Origin of the sequence: Bradyrhizobium lablabi (assembly GCF_001440475.1) — a bacterium.
Lineage (GTDB): Bacteria > Pseudomonadota > Alphaproteobacteria > Rhizobiales > Xanthobacteraceae > Bradyrhizobium > Bradyrhizobium lablabi.
The window spans coordinates 1-19,425 of record NZ_LLYB01000079.1 but is presented as its reverse complement, the minus strand read 5'-3'; the positions used below and the strand labels follow the sequence as shown (position 1 = coordinate 19,425).

General features: G+C 62.7%; 14 protein-coding genes and 2 pseudogenes. 11 read left to right on the top strand and 5 right to left on the bottom strand.

The window, feature by feature from the left end; translation table 11 throughout:
- Positions 1-53 precede the first annotated feature (53 nt).
- A partial coding sequence (locus CQ14_RS44725; protein WP_210183166.1) for a DMT family transporter occupies positions 54-515 on the bottom strand: 462 nt, incomplete at its 3' end.
- A 665-nt stretch (positions 516-1,180) separates the two neighbouring features.
- On the opposite strand from CQ14_RS44725, the gene CQ14_RS20750 reads away from it, so the two are divergent.
- From CQ14_RS20750 to CQ14_RS20735, 4 genes are all read left to right on the top strand, one after another.
- The gene (locus tag CQ14_RS20750; protein WP_057859699.1) at positions 1,181-1,993 is read left to right on the top strand and encodes a UDP-2,3-diacylglucosamine diphosphatase; all 813 of its coding nucleotides are present in this window, start codon (positions 1,181-1,183) and stop codon (positions 1,991-1,993) included.
- Positions 1,990-3,048, top strand: coding sequence for a glycosyltransferase family 4 protein (locus tag CQ14_RS20745; RefSeq protein ID WP_057859698.1), 1,059 nt, complete (start codon positions 1,990-1,992; stop codon positions 3,046-3,048). Before CQ14_RS20750 ends, CQ14_RS20745 begins: the two co-directional genes overlap by 4 nt.
- Positions 3,049-3,101: 53 nt before the next feature.
- Positions 3,102-4,091 carry a threonine ammonia-lyase gene (locus CQ14_RS20740; RefSeq protein ID WP_057859697.1) on the top strand — a complete coding sequence of 330 codons (990 nt, stop codon included), beginning with the start codon at positions 3,102-3,104 and terminating at the stop codon, positions 4,089-4,091.
- A 174-nt stretch (positions 4,092-4,265) separates the two neighbouring features.
- Entirely contained in the window at positions 4,266-5,492 is a 1,227-nt protein-coding gene (locus tag CQ14_RS20735) for a Vgb family protein (RefSeq protein WP_057859696.1), read from the top strand.
- A gap of 68 nt (positions 5,493-5,560) precedes the next feature.
- Here CQ14_RS20735 and CQ14_RS20730 read toward each other — a convergent pair whose 3' ends face one another.
- Positions 5,561-7,168 carry a caspase family protein gene (locus CQ14_RS20730; protein ID WP_057859695.1) on the bottom strand — a complete coding sequence of 536 codons (1,608 nt, stop codon included), beginning with the start codon at positions 7,166-7,168 and terminating at the stop codon, positions 5,561-5,563.
- A 171-nt stretch (positions 7,169-7,339) separates the two neighbouring features.
- Here CQ14_RS20730 and CQ14_RS20725 point away from each other — a divergent pair, with 171 nt between their 5' ends.
- A complete protein-coding gene (locus CQ14_RS20725; protein WP_057859694.1) occupies positions 7,340-8,374 on the top strand; it encodes an AI-2E family transporter in 1,035 nt (344 codons plus the stop codon).
- A gap of 122 nt (positions 8,375-8,496) precedes the next feature.
- Here the strand turns inward: CQ14_RS20725 and CQ14_RS42400 are convergent, their stop codons facing one another.
- Positions 8,497-8,706 (bottom strand): PRC-barrel domain-containing protein, encoded by a 210-nt coding sequence (locus CQ14_RS42400; protein WP_082649966.1) that lies wholly within the window; start codon positions 8,704-8,706, stop codon positions 8,497-8,499.
- Positions 8,707-9,358: 652 nt separating this feature from the next.
- On the opposite strand from CQ14_RS42400, the gene CQ14_RS43745 reads away from it, so the two are divergent.
- Positions 9,359-9,535, top strand: coding sequence for a hypothetical protein (locus CQ14_RS43745; RefSeq protein WP_156435199.1), 177 nt, complete (start codon positions 9,359-9,361; stop codon positions 9,533-9,535).
- Between the two features lie 1,755 nt (positions 9,536-11,290).
- Here the strand turns inward: CQ14_RS43745 and CQ14_RS20710 are convergent.
- Together CQ14_RS20710 and CQ14_RS20705 are read right to left on the bottom strand one after the other, a co-directional pair.
- A complete protein-coding gene (locus CQ14_RS20710; RefSeq protein WP_057859691.1) occupies positions 11,291-13,021 on the bottom strand; it encodes a metallophosphoesterase family protein in 1,731 nt (576 codons plus the stop codon).
- Positions 13,022-13,057: 36 nt separating this feature from the next.
- Positions 13,058-13,579: a DUF1269 domain-containing protein gene (locus CQ14_RS20705; protein ID WP_057859690.1), complete on the bottom strand. Its 522-nt coding sequence runs from the start codon at positions 13,577-13,579 to the stop codon at positions 13,058-13,060.
- 543 nt (positions 13,580-14,122) lie between these two features.
- On the opposite strand from CQ14_RS20705, the gene glsA reads away from it, so the two are divergent.
- The 5 genes and pseudogenes from glsA to CQ14_RS46540 all read left to right on the top strand — a co-directional run.
- Positions 14,123-15,121: a glutaminase A gene (glsA, locus tag CQ14_RS20700; RefSeq protein WP_082649965.1), complete on the top strand. Its 999-nt coding sequence runs from the start codon at positions 14,123-14,125 to the stop codon at positions 15,119-15,121.
- Between the two features lie 136 nt (positions 15,122-15,257).
- Positions 15,258-16,844, top strand: coding sequence for an MFS transporter (locus CQ14_RS20695; protein WP_057859689.1), 1,587 nt, complete (start codon positions 15,258-15,260; stop codon positions 16,842-16,844).
- 412 nt (positions 16,845-17,256) lie between these two features.
- The gene (locus CQ14_RS20685) at positions 17,257-17,820 is read left to right on the top strand and encodes an HdeD family acid-resistance protein (protein WP_057859687.1); all 564 of its coding nucleotides are present in this window, start codon (positions 17,257-17,259) and stop codon (positions 17,818-17,820) included.
- 211 nt (positions 17,821-18,031) lie between these two features.
- A pseudogene (locus CQ14_RS20680) lies at positions 18,032-19,111 on the top strand (metal-dependent hydrolase family protein); the annotation flags it as partial.
- A 1-nt stretch (position 19,112) separates the two neighbouring features.
- Positions 19,113-19,353, top strand: a pseudogene (locus CQ14_RS46540) (amidohydrolase family protein); the annotation flags it as partial.
- Between the last annotated feature and the right edge of the window lie 72 nt (positions 19,354-19,425).

Here is a 19,425-nt window from a genome sequence, read left to right as displayed (position 1 = left end):
CTCGCCGCTGCGAATATTTGTTGAGGACGAACGATAGGCCGTTCAGGCTGGTNGCCAAACAAGGCGACCAGATAGACGAGATTCCAACTGAGGAACGCGGGTTTGACGAGTAGGGCGGCGCCGATGATGCCAAGGGCGACCGCACTCCAGTTCAGCCAGGTTACCTTCTCATGCAGGATGAGTACGGAGAAAACCGTAATATAAGCCGTCTGAGTGTAGGAGATCGCGGTAGCGTCGGCAAATGGCAATCTGCTGTAAGAATACATCATGACCCACGCGTAGGTAACTGACAGGAATCCACGCAGGATCTGTAAGGGTAGCTGTTCTGTCCTGAATATCGACCACCCGATATTCCGTGCCAGGACCGCAACAACAGCTAGGCAAGCGGTACTGCGCAGCAACGAGAGCTGCATCACGTTAGCAAGCTGCCCAATGTGATGGATCATGGCGGTCTCGATCGCGAACAAAACTCCCTGCAGGGCCATTAGGGTGACCGCGAAGCGGTGGTTCTCCATGGCCCTTCCCGCGCTTTGTCGGCGTGTCGAGTTGACCTCGTGATTTGAGGGTACCACGAATGCCGTCCGTCGCCGAGGCCATGTCCGTCGCCGATGCCTAGGGGAGCGACCACACGCCCCCGGCTGCCGTCCCTTGTCCGGATCGCACACTTTGCTGGACCATTCGCAAGAAAATGCACGACCAACGCGCCGAGGCTGTCTTGCAATATTCGGGAGAGAACGCCGTGAAACAGAAAAGCCTGCGCTACGCCATGCAGACGGCTCTGGCGGGCATGTCCATCGCCGCGAATTCGGCCTAGTCATGGCCGGACAAGCGGTGGTGCCGTTTGCGGCTGGCGGATGCATTTGCCCACCCGCTCGCAGCCCAGCTCGAAGCGCGTGCTGATCGAAAACCGCGCGCGGGCCGGCGGTACGGTCGGCACGTTGGCGGCGTCCAAGGCCGCTCTGATGACTACAGCTTCTTCACGCAGGCGGGTTACGACAGCCTTGTATGGGTCGCACCGTCCACGTCGCAATGTGGGTTTCCGTGAATCTAACGATACGTCGCTTGCCTGTCGCATCGCGCTGCTATCCGCGAGGGGCGGGGCGCGACATTGATTCTCGTGGGGCTATGGGTCGCGTGAACTAGTCATCGCCCTGTCACAGAAATCTGTCAGGGGACAGGCATGGGTAGTGACGCCTTGAGTGAAGAGAGCCCGGAACGGCGCTTTCGTACCTTGTTCATCTCCGATGTCCATCTCGGAGCCCGCGGTTCGCAAGCCGATCGATTGCTGGATTTTCTTAAGACACACGACGCCGACACCATCTATCTGGTCGGCGATATCGTCGATGGCTGGGCGCTTAAGTCGAGCTGGTACTGGCCGCAATCGCACAACGACTTCGTGCAGAAGATGCTGCGCAAGGCGCGTAAGGGCGCCAAGGTCATTTACGTGCCGGGCAATCACGACGAGTTCCTGCGCAACTATTACGGCACGCATTTCGGCGGCATCGATGTGGTGGAAAACACCATTCACGAGGGCGCCGACGGCAAGCGCTACCTCGTCATCCACGGCGACATCTTCGATCTCGTGGTGCAGAACGCGCGCTGGCTCGCCCATCTCGGCGACAAGGCCTACGACTTCGCCATCCAGATGAACCGCCTCGTCAACTTCTTCCGGCGGATGTTCGGCGTGCCCTACTGGTCGCTGTCGCAATGGGCGAAGCTGAAGGTCAAGAACGCCGTCAATTACATTGGTGCATTCGAAAAGACGCTGGCCGGCGAAGCGCGGCGGCACGGCGCCGACGGCGTGATCTGCGGCCATATCCACTACGCCACCATCCGCGACGAGCACGGCATCCGCTACATGAATTGCGGCGACTGGGTCGAGAGCTGCACCGCGCTCGCCGAGCACGAGGACGGAAGCTTCGAGATCATCACCTGGACCGATCCGGTGCGAAGGGCGGCGCCGGTTCCCCGCGTCGCGGCGCGCGCCGCATGACGCATATCCTGGTCGCAACCGATGCGTGGCATCCCCAGGTCAACGGGGTGGTGCGGACGCTGACTGCAATGGCGGATGCGGCCAAGGGGCTTGGCGTCGAGGTGAGCTTTCTGACGCCGCAATCGTTTCGCACCTTTGCGATGCCGAGCTATCCCGACTTGCGGCTGGCCCTGCCGCATCCGGCAAAAATCGCGCGACTGATCAAAGCGGCACAGCCCGACAGCATTCATATCGCGACCGAGGGCCCGATCGGCCTTCTGGTGCGGCGCTATTGCCGCAAGCATGGCTTGCCGTTCACCACGAGCTTTCACACCCGGTTTCCCGAATATGTCTCGGCGCGCTCGCCGATCCCCGAATCATGGGTGTGGAAGGCGCTGCGGTGGTTTCATCGGCCGAGCCGGGCGGTGATGGCGGCAACGCCCGCGCTGGCGGCCGAACTGCGGATGCGCGGCTTTCGCAACGTGGTGCTGTGGTCGCGCGGCGTCGACACCTCGCTGTTCCATCCGCGCAGCACCGATCTCTGCCTGCCGATGCCGATCTATCTCTGCGTCGGCCGGATCGCGGTGGAGAAGAATCTTGAGGCCTTCCTCGACCTCGATCTGCCCGGCACCAAGCTCATCGTCGGCGATGGACCGGCCCGGATGGCGCTGGAGCGGAAATATCCTGATGCCGTGTTCCTCGGCGCAAGGCACGGCGAGGAACTGGCCGAAATCTATGCGGCCTCCGACATTTTCGTCTTTCCCAGCAGGACCGACACGTTCGGCCTGGTGCTGCTGGAGGCGCTGGCCAGCGGCCTGCCGGTCGCTGCCTTTCCCGTCACCGGTCCGCGCGACGTGATCGGCTCGGCGCCGGTTGGCGTGCTGAGCGAGGATTTGCGGGCCGCGTGCCTGGAGGCCCTGCAGATCTCGCGGGAAGATTGCGTCGAATTCGCCGCCGCCCATACCTGGCAGGCCTCCACGCGGGTTTTCATCGAGCATGCCATGAATTCTCGCCCCGTCGAATCGGAGGGGGAGGCGGCCGAATTTGTGGCGGAAGACCCGCATTTCGCGGCCTGAGATCACCTGAATCTGTATTGCCCGTCGGCCTGCTTGCACGATACAAAGTGTGCATGACGGAAAAAGCCTCAACGGCACCGGTCGGTGCCGCAGATATCGACGCGGCGGCGCGGGTAGTTGCCCCGTTCGCGGTGCGGACACCGCTCCTGTCGTTCCCCGTTCTCAATGAGCGTGTCGGGACCAAGGTCTTTCTCAAGCCCGAAATGCTGCAGCGGACCGGATCGTTCAAGTTCCGCGGCGCCTTCAACAAATTGGCCTCGATCCCGCAGGACAAGCGCGGCGGCGGGGTCGTCGCGTTTTCTTCCGGAAATCACGCCCAGGGCGTGGCGGCGGCGGCGCAGATCCTCAACATGCAGGCCACTATCGTGATGCCTGCGGATTCGCCGGTCACCAAGCGCGAGCGTACCAAGGGCTACGGCGCCGAGGTGGTACTCTACGACCGCGACAAGGAAGACCGCGAAGCCATCGCCAATGATATTGCCAGCAAGCGCGGTGCGACGCTGGTCCGCCCCTATGACGATCCCTTCGTGATCGCGGGGCAGGGCACCGCGGGCCGCGAGATCGCCGAGGACATGGCGGCGCTCGGGCTCAGCCCTGATATCGTAGTGGCCCCGGCGTCGGGCGGCGGGCTGATCGCCGGCGTAGCGACCGCGGTGAAGTCGAAATTTCCGCAAGCTCAGGTGATCGTCGCCGAGCCCAAGGACTATGACGATCACGGCTTGTCGCTGCGCGCCGGCCATCGCGAGGCCCACCATGCCGCCGGCCGAACCATCTGCGATGCGCTGATGGCGGCGATGCCGGGCGAACTCACCTTCTCGATCAACAGCAAGCTGCTGGCGAACGGCGTGACGGCGTCCGACGAGGAAGTCGGCGCGGCGGTTGCCTACGCCTATCGCGAATTGAAGCTGGTGGTCGAGCCCGGCGGCGCCGTCGGCCTCGCCGCGCTACTGGCCGGACGCATCGACGCCAAAGGCAAGAACGTCGTCATCGTGCTGTCTGGCGGCAATGTCGATGCGGATCTGTTCGCCAAGCTCGTCGCCTGACCGGGACGCAGGCATCCACAATTTCAGCATCGTCGCGCGCGGACACCCGCGCGCTTCCGCCGTTCAATAACGATTGAACGCGCCTGCCTTGACGGATGCGTCAGCCGCGGCGAGGCTGCGCGCAACGAAGTTTCTTGAGAGGCCTGGATCGAACCGGGCTCCGGGGAGAATCGCATGCGGGCCGCGCTGACTGTCTTGTCTCTGACGATCGTGTTCGGCGCCCCCGCCGCTCACGCCCAGTACACCGCAAAGGAATGGCCGGAAGGCCCGAGCAAGGCAAGGTTCGCTGCGACCTGCGATGGCTGCCACGACATCAACCGCATCCGTGTCGGCTATACGGCGGAGGGCTGGCTCTCGGTCGTGCGCATGATGCAGAACGTGAATGCGCCCGTCCCCGCGGAAGAGTGGGGCGCCATGACCGATTATCTCATCAAGAACTTTCCCGAACGATCGCGGCCGCCGGCTTCCATCATCGATGGCCCGGTCAAGGCCGAGATCAGGATGTGGGACGTTCCAACGCTTGGTTCGCGTCCGCACGATCCGCTTGCCGCGCGCGACGGTTCGATCTGGTGGACCGGACAGCTCGCCAACAAGCTCGGCCGGCTCGACCCGAAGACCGGCGCGATCCGGGAATACACGCTCAAGTCGGCGTTGACAGGGCCGCACGGGCTGGCCGAGGACAAGACCGGCAATATCTGGTTCACCGGCAACAGCGCCGCACTGATCGGCAAGCTCGATCCGTCCACCGGCCTCGTCACCGAATACCCGCTGCCGGATGCCAGCGCAAAGGATCCCCACACGCTCAATTTCGACCAGAGCGGAATGCTTTGGTTCACCGTCCAGCAGGCGAACATGATCGGGCGGCTCGATCCCGCCACCGGCGCGATCAAGCTCGTGACCTCGCCGACGCCGAAGTCGCGGCCCTATGGCCTCAAGATCAATGCCCAGGGCGTGCCCGTCGTGGTCGAGTTCGGTACCAACAAGATCGCGACCATCGATCCGCAGACGATGGCGATCAAGGAATATGCGCTGCCGAATTCGGCCACCCGGCCGCGGCGGCTTGCGATCGATCCCGACGGCATGGTCTGGTATGCCGATTTTTCGCGCGGCTATCTCGGGCGGCTTGATCTGGCGACGGGCGATGTGAAGGAGTGGCCTTCGCCGAGCGGCGCGAAGTCGGAGCCCTACGGCATCGTCTTCACCAACAAGGCGGTGTGGTACAGCGAATCCGCCGCCAAGCCGAACACGATCGTGCGGTTCGACCCGGTGACGGAGAAATTCCAGAGCTGGGCGATCCCCGGCGGCGGCGATATCGTGCGCAACATGGACGTTGCGCCGGACGGCAATCCGGTTATCGCTGACAGCCTGACGAACCAGGTCGGGCTGGTCGATATCAAGTAGGGTACTCAAGCGGAACCGGGCAGAGCCTGCGCTCTGCCCGGATTTTTCATGGCACGCGGTTGTTTGCGTTAGCGCCTGAAGCCGCCGCCCATTCTGCCGAACGAGCCACCCCCAAACGAGCCGCCACCGAACGACCTGCGGGACGGACCTGCGGCGAAGCGGTTGAAATTTCCGCCGCCCATGCCGCCGCTGAAATGGCGCGGCGCGGTTTTCATCATGGGCCGGGAGGTCATCATGGGCCTGTTGGCGAACCGCGCCTGGCGGTTGAACCTGCCGGGCGAGGTAGCGATCTTGCCGGCATTGCCGCCGTTGTTGATAGAGCCCGGCTTGATCTTGCCAGGCAGGGTGGGGGCCTTGCCCATGTTGCCGCCATTGATAGGGTTGATGCCCTTGGCGGGAAGCGTGACGATCTTCGAGTGACCGTGGCCGCCGAAATTGCCGCCAAGATTGCCCTTGGAGATGCCGAGGTTAGACACATTGCCGATGTGGCCCGGCTTGAACGCCGGCGACTGCTTCGCCAGATGCGTGAAGTGCATCAGCGGCACCGCCTTCGGCGCTGTCTGCAGCTTCAGCGCGGACTTGGCGTAGGGACTGCTCGAATAATTGTCATAGAATGTCTTGTAGGCGAACGGCGAGTTGGCGATGACAGCCTTGTGCCACGCCGTCGCCACCCGCAGGTTGCCGAGCAGCAGGCGGATGTGGTCGCACAGCGGATCGTGCGGGTAGAGGCGGATGAACTCTTCATAATATTCGGGCGAGCCTTCCGATAGCACGTAATCGTAAGCCTGGCGCGCCGAACGCGACGGCAGGTTCGACGCGACCTGCATGATCGGGCGACGATCCGGCGCGCGGCCTGCGGCGACCGCGGTATCGCCGAAGAAATAGAAGTCGGAGGTCAGCGAGGAGCTTTCCCACGGCGTTTGCTTGCCGGAGGTGGTGTTGTTCACCTCGAGCCGGACGCGCTTGAACAATTGCTCGATCGGCAGATTGGGCTCACGTGCGATATTGAGGAAGGCCCTCGTATAGGGGCTGTGGTTGCCATCGCCATCCTGCGCCTCCATTCCCGGCGCGGTGGAGTAACCGACGATCGAGCCTCGCGGCGCATCGACGATGGCGAGGCCACGCCCGGCGTCGTTGACCTCCGGGAAGGGATTGTTGCGGCAGGCGTCGAGCACGACGATGCGCATCCGGCTCTGGATCGATTCCAGCGTGCCCATCACGTCGACCAGCCGAAGCGAGTTGCCATCGAGATCGGACGGCGCCGAGATTCTGGCGTCGACCGGCAGCAAATAGTTCTCGCCAGCCACCTGCACGCCATGGCCGGCATAGTAGATCATGGCGACTGCGCCCGGGCCGCGCTCGGCGACCTTGTTGGAGAAGTCCTGCACCACGCGGACCATGTCGCTGCGCGTCAGGTCGGTCGCCTGGGTGACTTCGAAGCCCGCCGAGTTCAGAAGCTGCGCGATCGACTGCGCATCGTTGCCGGGATTGGCGAGTTTTGGCGCCGCCTGGTAATTCGAATTGCCGATCACCAGCGCGACCCGCTGGTCGGTCAGCGGCCCTTGCATGCCGTTGCGGATGTCGACGTTCGGCGCTTCAGCGAAAGCCGCACCGGCGAAGCTCAGCAGGCCTGCCAGCAGGCCGGCACCCAGTAGCAATGGCTTAAAACGGGACATGGCTGCCTCCTCAGGCGGACTTCATTGCGAGATTGGCTGCCGGAACGCTAAGTCAGGTCCGGGGTGTCGTACGTGATCGCGATCACGGTTGCATGCGGGGGCGTCGTCGCTCTTGCCGCGGTTCAGCGCGGCTGACAATCTCGGGTTGGCTAGAGGTCGAAGGAACCCAACATGGGCTTCGGGCTAAAGACCACCACGGGACTCATCGCGGCGGTGCTGGTCACGGCGGCGCTGGCTCAGTTGAGCAAGGTGTTCGCGCCGCTTGCGGCGGCGCTGTTCATCATCGCGATCGTGTGGCCGGTCCAGAAACGGTTGCAGTCCTTCATGCCGAAGCTTGTCGCGCTGGCGATCACGGTCGTTGCGACGGTTGCGGTCTGTCTCGGCTTTGCTTCGCTCGCGGCCTGGGGATTTGGCCGTGTTGGCCGGTCGCTGGTCAACGATTTGCCGCGGTACCAGGCGTTTTATTCGGCGACGGTGGAGTGGCTGGACGGCCATGGCATCTCGGTCGCCGGGCTCTGGGCCGAACACTTCAACGTCGGCTGGCTGCTGCGCGCGACGCAGCAGGTCACGACCCGCGTCAATACCACGCTCACCTTCTGGGTGATCGTGCTGGTTTACGTCATGCTCGGGCTTCTCGAGGTCGAGAATATCAGGCGAAATGTGGAACGGTTGGATAACAAGACCGCAACGCGCGTGTTGCTGGATGGCAGCGCAGCGACGGCGGCGAAATTCCGAAAGTACCTGCTGGTGCGGACCCAAATGAGCGCGGTGACCGGCTTGTTGGTCGGGGCATTTGCGTGGGTGGCAGGATTGCCGTTCGCATTGGAGTGGGGCGTGATTGCCTTCGTGCTCAACTATATTCCGTTCATCGGCCCGTTCGTCGCAACGCTGTTTCCGACCCTGCTGGCGATGACGCAGTTCGAGACCTGGCCGGCGGTGCTCGGCGTGTTCGTCTGCCTGAACATCATTCAGTTTGCCGTCGGCAGCTACATCGAGCCGCGGGTGGCCGGCAGCACGTTGTCGATCTCGCCTGTGGTGGTGCTGTTCGCGATCTTCCTCTGGACATTCCTGTGGGGCCTGTTCGGCACCTTCATCGGCGTGCCGATCACGCTCGCAATCCTGACCTTCTGCGCCGCGCATCCGTCAAGCCGCTGGGTCGCCGATCTGTTCGGCGGACCCGATCAGATGAAACCGGGCAAGCTCTAGGGAGCGTTACTTATAGGAGCCGACTGAAGGATAGCTCAGGGGCGGCGTGGCTATTAATCCGCCGTCGGAGTAAAGCGCCCCGCGGGGCGGGGGACTGAGCATGCGCGTAGCCGATGCGAGGTCTAGGACTCTACAAGCTTGATGGTTGAGACCGGCCATCTTCCATCATGACCTTTGATGGAAATCCGAAGCCCGTGCATTTCGTCGAGCCAAACGTTTTCGACCGTGCCGGCCTTTCCGTCGGTAAGCACGACGGCTTTGCCAATCAATTCGGATTGCGCCGCACCGTACTCATTCAAAATTTTTGACGCACGGCCCTTCACCGATGGCATTGCTCGTCCATGTTCGGCCGAGCCGTCTGCGTCTCAACGGCGACGCTTGTCCCAGTGCTCAGCCGCTGGAATGATCGATGGTGACTGCTCCTCAAATTCGCGGAGCCGGTCGAGTTGCGTTCGAAGGCTCCCCGGGAGTTCCGGCTCTTCTTTCAGGAGCGCGCGTAATCTTTCCCCAATCTCTTGAACGATTGCTCGGCTGTGTTTGGGGTCTATGTCAAGTCGGTCGCGCATAACGAAGCCTCATTCGGGTAAGAAAGCACCAGCATCGGCGCCTACCCCGATCTCCCGCTTGCGCGCACTGCTGCAATTCTGAACGGAACCGGAGACCGCCGCTTTTGGCTATCTGCGCGAGCGCTTGTTTTTGAGAACAGCGGGCCCTGCAATAGAACCTTTGGCTATCCGCGACATGCGCCGTGAAGTTAACGGCGAGCGACGGTCTCAAGTCTCTAAAGTCTTTACCAGAGCTTTCGTTCCCTGACTTCTGATCGTGACGCCGTTCGGACGGAATGCCGCGCTCGGCCGGATTGACGAGGGGGCCATCCGGGCGACGCGCAAGCAGGTGTTCCAGGGCCAGGGTCAGACCAGCGCTCTGGAACCAATGCAGAGGGTGTCCAGTTATTCTGTGGAAGCCCATGGAGGAACCATCGCCATGAGGATCAACTATCTTGCTGCAATTGCGATAGTTGCCATTGCCGCTGGTACTGGACTGGTGGTCCAGTCTGTCGGCTCGCTGCCGCCCGAAAAGCAGTCCACGCCTGCCACCGCCCAATTGGCGACCCTGTTAGCTGAGTCCGTGGATCCGTTTTTGCCTCGGTCCGGTGGCTAACGGCCGGCGCAACTCAAGACGCATTGGCGGCACTGCCTAAGTCAATTCGGCTGGCGGTGGTGATCAATTTGAAGGTCACCGTTGCGGCGTGACCGGACGCCGATCAAGCTTTCTTCCCACAGCCTTCACGCACGGCCTGCGCAATGAGCCGGCCTGAGGGGTGACGCTTCACCGAGTTCAGCCAAATCGATCCTCTTATCGTGCGACGATCTCACAATCGCCCCAGGACTGCTGCGCTCCTGCCTCGCTTCTGTCAAACCAGGTTGGCCTCTTCCCTCAACAAGAAGAACCGCTGGGTGGAGTTACCAGATGTTATACTCGCAGAGCCCACCACTTGCGGAGCAGCAGTGGCCGAGCGCCGAAGAAGGTTCGTCGGGCGGGTTTGCGCGCGATCTGGACGTCCGATCTGATCAGCGTGGTAAACGGCGCATGAAGTCGTCGATCGATTCTTCTCATTCCTACCGCTTCGGGGAGGGGCCCGTGACGAGCGGCCGTCCGTCGATTGGCAGGCGAATAGTCCGCAGCCTTGTCCGGTTCTCCATTACGGTTCTCGTCGGTGTTGGCGCCACGCTTGGCTGGCAGTCCTACGGTGACGTAGCAAGGGAGATGGCGGTAGCCCGGGCTCCAGCGCTGGCCTGGTTGTTACCCACTCCGACGACGAAGTCCCCGGCCGTGGCAGTAACTTCCTCTGGCCCGGTGCAGCTTGAGCCCCTGGCGTCCAATCTCGATGCCGTGCGGCGCAGCGTAGAACAACTCGCTAGCAAGCAAGAACAGATCGCCCAGAACGTTGCGGCACTGCGTGCTGCTCAGGAGGACATCAGACAGAAGATGTCGTTGCCTCCGGCGCCGGCCCAGCAGGCGGCGTCCACCCCGCAGCCCAGCACGCCGCAACCCAGGGCGCAGTCATCGGCTGCGCAACCATCATCGGTGCCTCGCCCTTCGTCTTCTACGGGAACACTCACGGATCGCGATCGGCGAAATTGACGATCGCCTTTCCAGTTGGGCCGGTCGACTTGTGGTGACCGAAACCTCCTGCCTCAGTCGACTTCGAGTTGAGGCTGATTTATTTTGTTGGATTATCGCAGCGCTCGCACAACATTATCGACGCTTCCCTCCGCGACCGTCGCTTCATGCGTGCCACGACTGGATCTGGTCAGCATTCCAGCCATTCCACCTGTGATCGGGTTCACAGCGTCCGTACGCGCCGACGTAGTAAGGAAGTGAAGGTGCACAAGAGGTAAGTCGTGATCGCGATTTACTTGCTGGTGCGCAAGACCGAGCTCTTCCCGGCATCCACGTGACACATTCGTGCCGGGAGACTTCAGGGTCCAGTATTTAGCAAAAGTGATAACGCGAGGAGCGAAAGCCAAGCGTGCATTTTCGGTAGCGATATTTTTGCTGATTGGATTGACCGATGTTGTGTTCGCGCAGAACTGCAGGGATTTGCAGCGCGCTTGCGAAATGAAGGACGCACTCGGCGAGCGCGGCCAAGGCAATTGCCGCAGATTCCGCGAAGCGTGCCAGCGGCCGTCATTCGACCGTCCGTCATTCGAGCGTGTATCAACCGGCCAGGTGTGTGCGCAGTTGCGCGCGCACTGCCTCTACAAGGATGAGCTCGGCGAACGGGGCCAGGGAAACTGCCGACGGTATCGGGAAATGTGCCGCGGCGGAATCTAGTCTTTTCCGGATGCGTTCGAGTCAAACTCACCGCTTGTCGAACGTCCAGCGGAGTAGTGAACACGTCGTAGCGCGTGCCTAGGCGTTCTTCGCGCCGGCAATCTCCACGCGCTGCGGCGGCAGCAGATCAAGCCGTCCATCCGGGCCAGCCGCCAGCGTGTGAATATAGAAATGCGTGGCGGCATCATCGGCCGCATTCATTACCGGCGAGGGTGCGGAGATGATCTTCAGCGAACCACAGGCGCCGATCCAGTCGATGTGACGGTGGCCGTGCATCACGACAGCGCGACCGGCCAGTGCTTCCAGCCTGCGCACGAACCAGCTGCCGTTGATCAGGGCGGTTCCGATGCGCTCGGAGAATGCTTTCACCGGCATGGGATACTCTACGACATGGTGGTGCAGCGCGACGATCCAGCGTGCAGCCGGATAATGCCGGATCGCCGCCTCGAGGCGATGCGTCTGTTCGACCGATACCAGCCCGAGCGCATTGGTGAAGGAAAAATGAGTCTCTGCGTTGGAGTTCAGGATCGCAATTCCGAGGCCGTCTTCCGCGTCGGGCGGCAGGATCATCGGAAACTGGTCGTCGAACAGGCTGCGCAGCGCCGCGGCACGGCGCAGGCCGCCGTGGCCCGCAAGCGCCACGATCGAATCGCGCTTCGGCGCCAGCGCCTCGCTCAGCGTTACGGTCGGTTTTCCATTGCCGTCGACTACGCGCACGCGATCGCCTTGAACGGCCGCCATCGCCGAGAGGGTGCGGATCTGCCGCAACCGCTTGTTCGGGCTGAACGGCAGATCCAGCCGGGCGGGATTGGCGCGGTCGACGATATTGACGTCGTGATTGCCCGGCAGCATGACCGTGCGCGCGGCAAGTTCCGGATGACGCGCGATGGCGTCGAAGAATGTGGCCCATTCGCTGGCGCGACCGGCATCGGTCATATCGCCGCTGATGAGAATGTGGTCAACCGGATCGATCGCATGAATGGCGGCGAGACGCGCCAGGACGCGTTCCAGCCGGTCGTTTCCGCGTGGGCCGGCCCGTCCGCTTTCGATGCGGAAGCCGTATCGGTCGCCAATCACGTGAAGGTCCGATAGATGCACAACGCGCCAGCGTCTCACGGCGGAGGAGGCGCTATCGAGCGTGGCGAGGTCGACGGGCTGGGGCATGCTGGCATCGGCAAATCCCCACGTCAGCGAAGCGACCGCCAGATATCCCGACACCAGCAGAACCGCATTCGCCAGCGTCGGAACGACGAGGCGGTGCAGCAGGACCAGGTCGTTCCAGCCGCCTGCCCAGCGCGAGGCGGGCCAGGCCAGCATCGCAATCAGCGCCGCGCAGGCGGACAGCAGGACGGCGGCCCCAACCGAATTGGCGCTGCGCAACCTCGCCCGGCCGGCGGCAGTTAGATTCCTGCCCCACATTCGTTCGGTCAGGTGGCGCAGCGCTTCGCGGGTGAAGGCGTAGCCGGGCTGCACGGCGAGCGCGTTGAGCGACCAGAAATTGTTTTCGGCGATCCGGAACAGCGGCCGCCATCCGATCCATCCCACCGCGACAATCGCGAGCAACGCGAGGGTCGTGCCGATCCCGGTCAGCGTGGCAAGCTTTTCCGTCAGGGTTGAAAGCCAGGCGGAGACCAGCAACGGCGCCAGACCCAGCAGCACCGCCGGCAACAGCAGCAGTACTGTCCAGGCAAACAGCAGCTTAGGCAAACTGATTTCGACCAGCAGGCTGCCGGCGATGGCGAGCAGGGACCGCTGCCCGGGACTGGCGGCATCGTCCTCGATATCGCCGTGGCGCGGATCGATCAGCATGCCTGTCCCGGGGCTGACGGGCTTCGGTTTCTCCGCTTAGGCGGCGGATGTCTTGGGCGCGGCCTGATCGGTGCTCGTCTTCGCCAGGGCGTCGCGAAGTTGCTGTTCCTTGCTGTCGTCGAGGGATGTCTTGAGCACGGTCCCTCCTGCGTCCTGGATCTCGCGGAGCACCTTGTCCGGCGTCATGTTCTTGATCAGCACGAACAGTGCGGCATTGCCGGGCTGCATGCTCTTGGAGAGATCCTTCATGAACGCGTCATCGATGCCGTAATCCGACAGCGCGCCGCCGAGCGCTCCCGAAGCCGCGCCGAGCGCAACACCAAGTAGGGGATTGAGGAAGATCAACCCGATCAACAGCCCCCAGAAGCTGCCCGATGCGGCGCCGATTGCTGTCGTATTGACAAGCTGGTTCAGCTTGATGGGGCCGGCTTCGGTCTTCACCGCGATCACGGCATCGCTGATCGTGATTAGATATTCCTTCTGCAGCTTGAACAGACGCTGCCGTACCTCTTCAGCTTTTGCTTCGGATGGATAGACGATCGCGACTAGATCTGACATCTTCGTATCCTCCCACTCGATGTGAACAAGATGTAGGCGGCCGCACAGGGCGCATTGACGAGCCGATACTCCTCAAAACCATTACCTTCGCAGCGGAGAGCTTCCGTTGCGTCAACTGCCGATGGCAAATGTCCGGCGGCGGCGAGATCATCCCGGAGAGCCGCGGAATGAACAGCGCCGTGCGGCACAGGCTTTACCGTATCACAGCTTGGGAGCGAACGGATCACGGTTCGCTGATCGCACTCTGGTGATGTCTGTAGTCAAATTCGCTGCTAATTCGCCGAACGGTTCCCGCGCCTAGGGAGCGTCGACGCATCGTCATAGTCACGGGATTTGTCACAAAGTGTTGTAGCAAAACGCACGCGTCGCAAAGCCTCTCTTAGGTTGTATCGTTGACTCAACTTATATTTGGGCGGTACCGTGCATCCAATCAGCAAGAAAGCTGAAGCGATTGAACATGATCGCTTATCAGCGCGTAATTTTTGTTGCCGAACGGCCCGACAATCCGCGAGCAGGATCGTTCGAGCCGGGTGGAGGAGTCCGATGGACATGCCTTCGATCTCGGAACCAACAGACCAGCCATACATTTCGACAGGGCATCTGCCTGAGCCAGAGAAGGTGCAGCGGCTGGTGTCGGACGCCCATCGGCGGTTCAAGTCGAATGAAGAGGGCCACAACTCCCAAGTCTATCCGGCGCTGGCGCGGGTTCCGCGAGAGCTGTTTGGCGTCTGCGTGGTCGGGACCAGCGGGCGGGTCTACGAGGCCGGCGAGACCGAATATAAGTTCTCGATCATGAGCGTGTCGAAGCCGTTCGTGTTCGCGCTGGTGTGCGAGACGATCGGCCCGGAGGAGGCGCGCGCAAGACTTGGCGCGAACGCCACCGGACTGCCGTTCAACTCGCTGGCCGCCATCGAGCAGGGCGGCGGCCGCACCAACCCGATGGTGAATGCGGGCGCGATTGCCACGACGAGCCTGGTGCCGGGCCTGACGGCGGAAGGCCAATGGCAATTCATTCATGACGGGCTGTCGCGGTTTGCCGGGCGCAAGCTCACGCTCAATGAAGAGGTGTACGCCTCGGCCTCGCAAACCAACTATCGCAACCGCAGTATCGCCAGGCTGCTGCAGAGCTACGACCGCATCTATTGCGACGCCAAGCAGGCGACCGATCTCTATACCAGGCAGTGCTCGCTGAATGTGAGCGCGCGGGATCTGGCCGTGATGGGCGCGACGCTGGCGGACGGCGGCGTCAATCCGGTTACCCGGCAGCGGGTGGTGGATGCCTCGGTCTGCCACTATGCGCTGACCGTGATGATCACGGCCGGATTGTACGAGACCTCGGGCGACTGGCTTTACGATATCGGCCTGCCCGGCAAGAGCGGGATCGGCGGCGGCATCGTCGCGGTCTCTCCCGGCAAGGGCGGCTTCGGCACCTTCGCGCCGCCGCTCGATGCGGCCGGCAACAGCGTGAAGGGACAGCTTGTGGCGAAATTCCTGTCGCAACGGCTGGGAATGGATCTGTTCGTATCGCAACCGGAAAACTGAAGCCAATGCAAAGAATGGCTTGATCGAGCCGACGGCCAATCAATCCGACAGCCGAGCAACTCGGGAGGACACCATGGCGACGCACTCGATGTCTATCGGAGCAATCCGGGAGGGAGCGCGGGAGTCATGGGTGCCGATGATCGCAATCGCGCTCGGCCAGATGATCATGTCCTTCAACGTCGCCTCGCTCCCGGTCGCGCTCGGCGGGATGGTCAATAGCTTTGGCGTGCCGCCGACCACCGTCGCCACCGGTATCGTGGCCTATTCGATGCTGGTCGCCGGCTTCGTCATGCTCGGCGCCAAGCTCGCGCAGCGGTTCGGCGCGTTGCAGGTGTTTCGTTTCGCTGTCGTCCTGTTCTGCGCGTCGCAGATCTTGATGACGTTCAGTCCGACGGCAACGCTGATGATCACGGCGCAGGCGCTGTGCGGCGCGGCGGGCGCGGTGATCGTACCGTCGCTGGTTGCGCTGATCGCCGAGAATTACACGGGGCGGCAGCAGGCGACGGCGGTCGGCGCGCTCGGCTCGGCGCGGGCGGCCGCCGGCGTGCTGGCGTTCATCATCGGCGGCGTGCTCGGCACCTATATCGGCTGGCGGCCGGCGTTCGGAATCCTGATTGCCGTTTCCGCGATTGTTTTCCTGCTGAGCTTCCGTCTCAAGCGCGACTATGGCCGCCCCGAGGTGCAGATCGATATGGTCGGTGTCGTGCTGGCCGCGGCGGCGATCGTCTTCATCAGTTTCGGCTTCAACAATCTCAATAGGTGGGGCCTCGCGCTGGCGACCCCAAATGCGCCGTTCAATCTGCTCGGCCTTTCGCCGGCACCTGTTCTCATCGTTCTCGGCGTTGTGCTCGGGCAAGCCTTTTTGATGTGGACGCACCGGCGCCAGGCGGCGGGAAAGACGCCGCTATTGGCGCTCGAAGTGATCGACTCGGCAGAGGAACGCTCGGCGGTCTACGCGCTGTTTGCCGTGGTCGCGCTGGAAGCCGCGCTGAATTTCTCGGTGCCGCTCTATATCCAGATCGTCCAGGGCCGCACGCCGCTGGCGACCGCGATTGCGATGATGCCGTTCAACCTGACGGTATTTTTCACCGCCATGCTGGTCGTCAATCTCTATGACCGGCTGACGCCGCGGCAGATCGGCCGCTACGGCTTCGTGGCCTGCACCGTCGGTCTGGTGTGGCTCGCCTTCGTCGTGCGCAACGATTGGAGCGAGGTTCCGGTGCTGTTTGGCCTCATTCTGTTCGGCATCGGTCAGGGCGCGCTGGTGACGTTGCTGTTCAACGTGCTGGTCACGGCTTCGCCCAAGGAACTGGCGGGTGACGTCGGGTCGCTGCGGGGTACCACGCAAAATCTGGCCAGCGCGGTCGGAACGGCGCTGTCTGGTGCGCTTCTCGTCGGCCTGTTGAGCACGATCGTGCTGGGCCAGATCGCTGCAAACCCCGTGCTGCCGAAGGAGATCCAGAGTCAGGTCGATCTCGACAACGTCAATTTCGTCAGCAACGACCGGCTGCGCAGCGTGATGGAAGGCACGACCGCTACACCGCAGCAGGTCGAGGAAGCCGTACGCGTGAATACCGAGGCGCGGCTGCGCGCGCTGAAGATCGGACTGTTGATCATGGCCGGTCTTGCGCTACTTGCGATTATCCCGGCGGGCCGGCTGCCGAACTATTTGCCCGGCGAGATCCCGAGTGATGCGCCCGGCAGTCGGTTGAGGTCCGGCTGATCGGCACGAGCATACGAGGAAAGGGGCGTCCGAAAAGGAGAACAACAATGGATGCAGTCGACCGTCGCACCGCGCTCTGGACCCTGATGGGTGGTGTCGTTGCCGCCGGCATTGGTGCAAGCCTGCTGCCTGATGTAGCCGAGGCGATGCCGCTCGCGATACAGAAAGATCCTGGAAAGGACGCCGGAGATTTCAAGCTGGAGGCTCAGCGCCCCGGCGGTGGTCCGCCTGGATCGCCGGATGGCCCGCCGTCTGGACGACCGCCGGGACGGCCGTCGCGTCCTCCTCCCCGTCGCCGTCATCGGCGTCGCCGCCGCTGGGTCTGCTGGTGGCATCGCGGCCGTCGTCGGTGCGGCTGGCGATGGGTATAGCGAAACTCAAGGTCGGTAAGACCTGAAGCGAGGAAAGTGACATGACGACATATGACAGCAGTTCGCGAACGGGCGTCGGCAGTCTGCCGGCGCCGCCGTTCTGGATCTGTGTGCTGCTCGGGCTCGCGTTGATCGTGGCAGGCTTCCTGGTTCTCGGCGATGTCATGCTCGTTACCGTCATCAGCACGATCTTCATCGGCTGGGTCGCCATCATCGCGGGCGCGTTCGAGATCGTCCATGCGTTCTGGACCAAGGGGTGGGGAGGGTTCGTGTGGCAGGTGCTGCTCGGCATCCTCTACATCGCCTTCGGCGTCGTGCTGATCGGCCAGCCGGTCGCCGGCGCCATGATCCTCACCTACGTTCTCGGCCTGGTGTTGGCGGTTTCCGGTTTCGTCCGCATCCTGATCGGCGTCAGCCGCTGGCGAGATCCGGGCTGGATCATGCTGCTGTCCGGTGTGTTCGGCATCGTGGCCGGTTTCATCATTCTGACCGGATTTCCAACGACCGGGCTGTGGGTGCTCGGATTCCTGCTCGGCGTCGACTTGATATCGCATGGGATCGGATGGCTGGCTTACGCATGGCAGCCTACCGTTCGCAGCGCATAGTTCCTCCCTGCCACTCGAGCGAGATGGCCTTTCTTCGAATCGTCATCTCGCTCGTTCTTTCTGTTTGAAGTATAACCTCCAGGCAAACACCAATCGCTCTTCGCTGTGGATGTTTTAGCGTTTGCTGAACCGTGCGTTACTCAGACGGAGGTCTCACGTGCCCGCAAGAGAATGCCGCCGAGTCGCTAAAATCCTGGGAGTCGTGGCGTCGATGGCATTGAGCCTCGCGGCGCCGTTGCGGTCCGCGCAAGCCCAGCAGGGCGGGGCGGTGCTGTTTCAGAACGTCCGTATCTTCGACGGGAAGAGCGACAAGCTCTCGGCGTCGTCGAACGTCCTGGTCAGAGGCAACAAGATCGAAAAGATCCTGCCGGCTGCGGTCGCAACGGACGCGCAGACCGTCGTCGTTGACGGCGGCGGACGGGTGCTGATGCCCGGCCTGATCGACGTGCATTGGCATGCGATGTTGATCCGCCCGACGGCGGCAGCCGCCATAGCTGGCGACGTCGGCTACAACAATCTTCTTGCGGCTGCGGAAGCGACGGACACGCTGATGCGGGGCTTCACCACTGTTCGCGACGTGGGCGGGCCGGCCTTTGGGCTCAAGCAAGCCATTGATGAGGGCGTCGTCACCGGCCCTCGCATCTACCCGTCCGGCGCCATGATCACGGTCACCAGCGGCCATGGCGACTTCCGGCAGTTTTCCGACCTGCCACGAACGATCGGCGGTATGCTCACCCGCATGGAGCAGATCGGCGGCAGTATGGTTGCGGATAGTCCCGACGAGGTGCGGGTGCGCGTACGCGAGCAGCTCATGCAGGGCGCGTCCCAGATCAAGTTGACGGCGGGCGGCGGTGTGTCATCGCCCTTCAGCCCGATCGACGCCGTCACCTTCACCGAGCCCGAATTGCGCGCCGCGGTCGAGGCGGCCGAGAATTGGGGCACATATGTCGTCGCGCATGCCTTTACGTCGGCCGCGATCCAACGGGCTATTGCCGCTGGCGTGAAGTGTATCGAGCACGGCTTCCTGATGGACGATGCAACCGCCAGGCTGATCGCCGAGAAGGACGTTTGGCTGAGCTTGCAGCCGCTCCCCGAGGAGATGAGGCTAGGCCTTCCCGAGGGTTCAGTTCAGCGAGCCAAGGCGGATGAGGTCTGGCCGGGCATTGGCAGGGCATACGAGTTTGCGAAGAAGTACAAGCTGAAGACGGCGTGGGGCACCGATGTCCTGTTCTCCCGCGCGCTGGCTCAGCGCCAGGGGGCAATTCTGGCCTCGCTGGTCCGCTGGTATACCNCGAAGCGCTCGCCATGGCGACCGGGACGAACGGCGAATTGCTGGCGCTATCCGGCAAGCGCAATCCCTATCCGGGAAAGCTTGGCGTGATCGAGGAGGGCGCGCTGGCCGACTTGCTGCTGGTGGACGGCAATCCGATCGAGAACATCAAGCTGATCGAGGATCCCGCCAGGAATTTCCTCGTCATCATGAAGGACGGGAAGATTCACAAGAACCTGGTTGCCGGCGGCAAGCTGAACTAGATGCCGTAATGGGCCCTGCTTCGAGCAAGGGGTCATGATGGTGGCTGTCCCCCGATAGATGATGAAACGGGG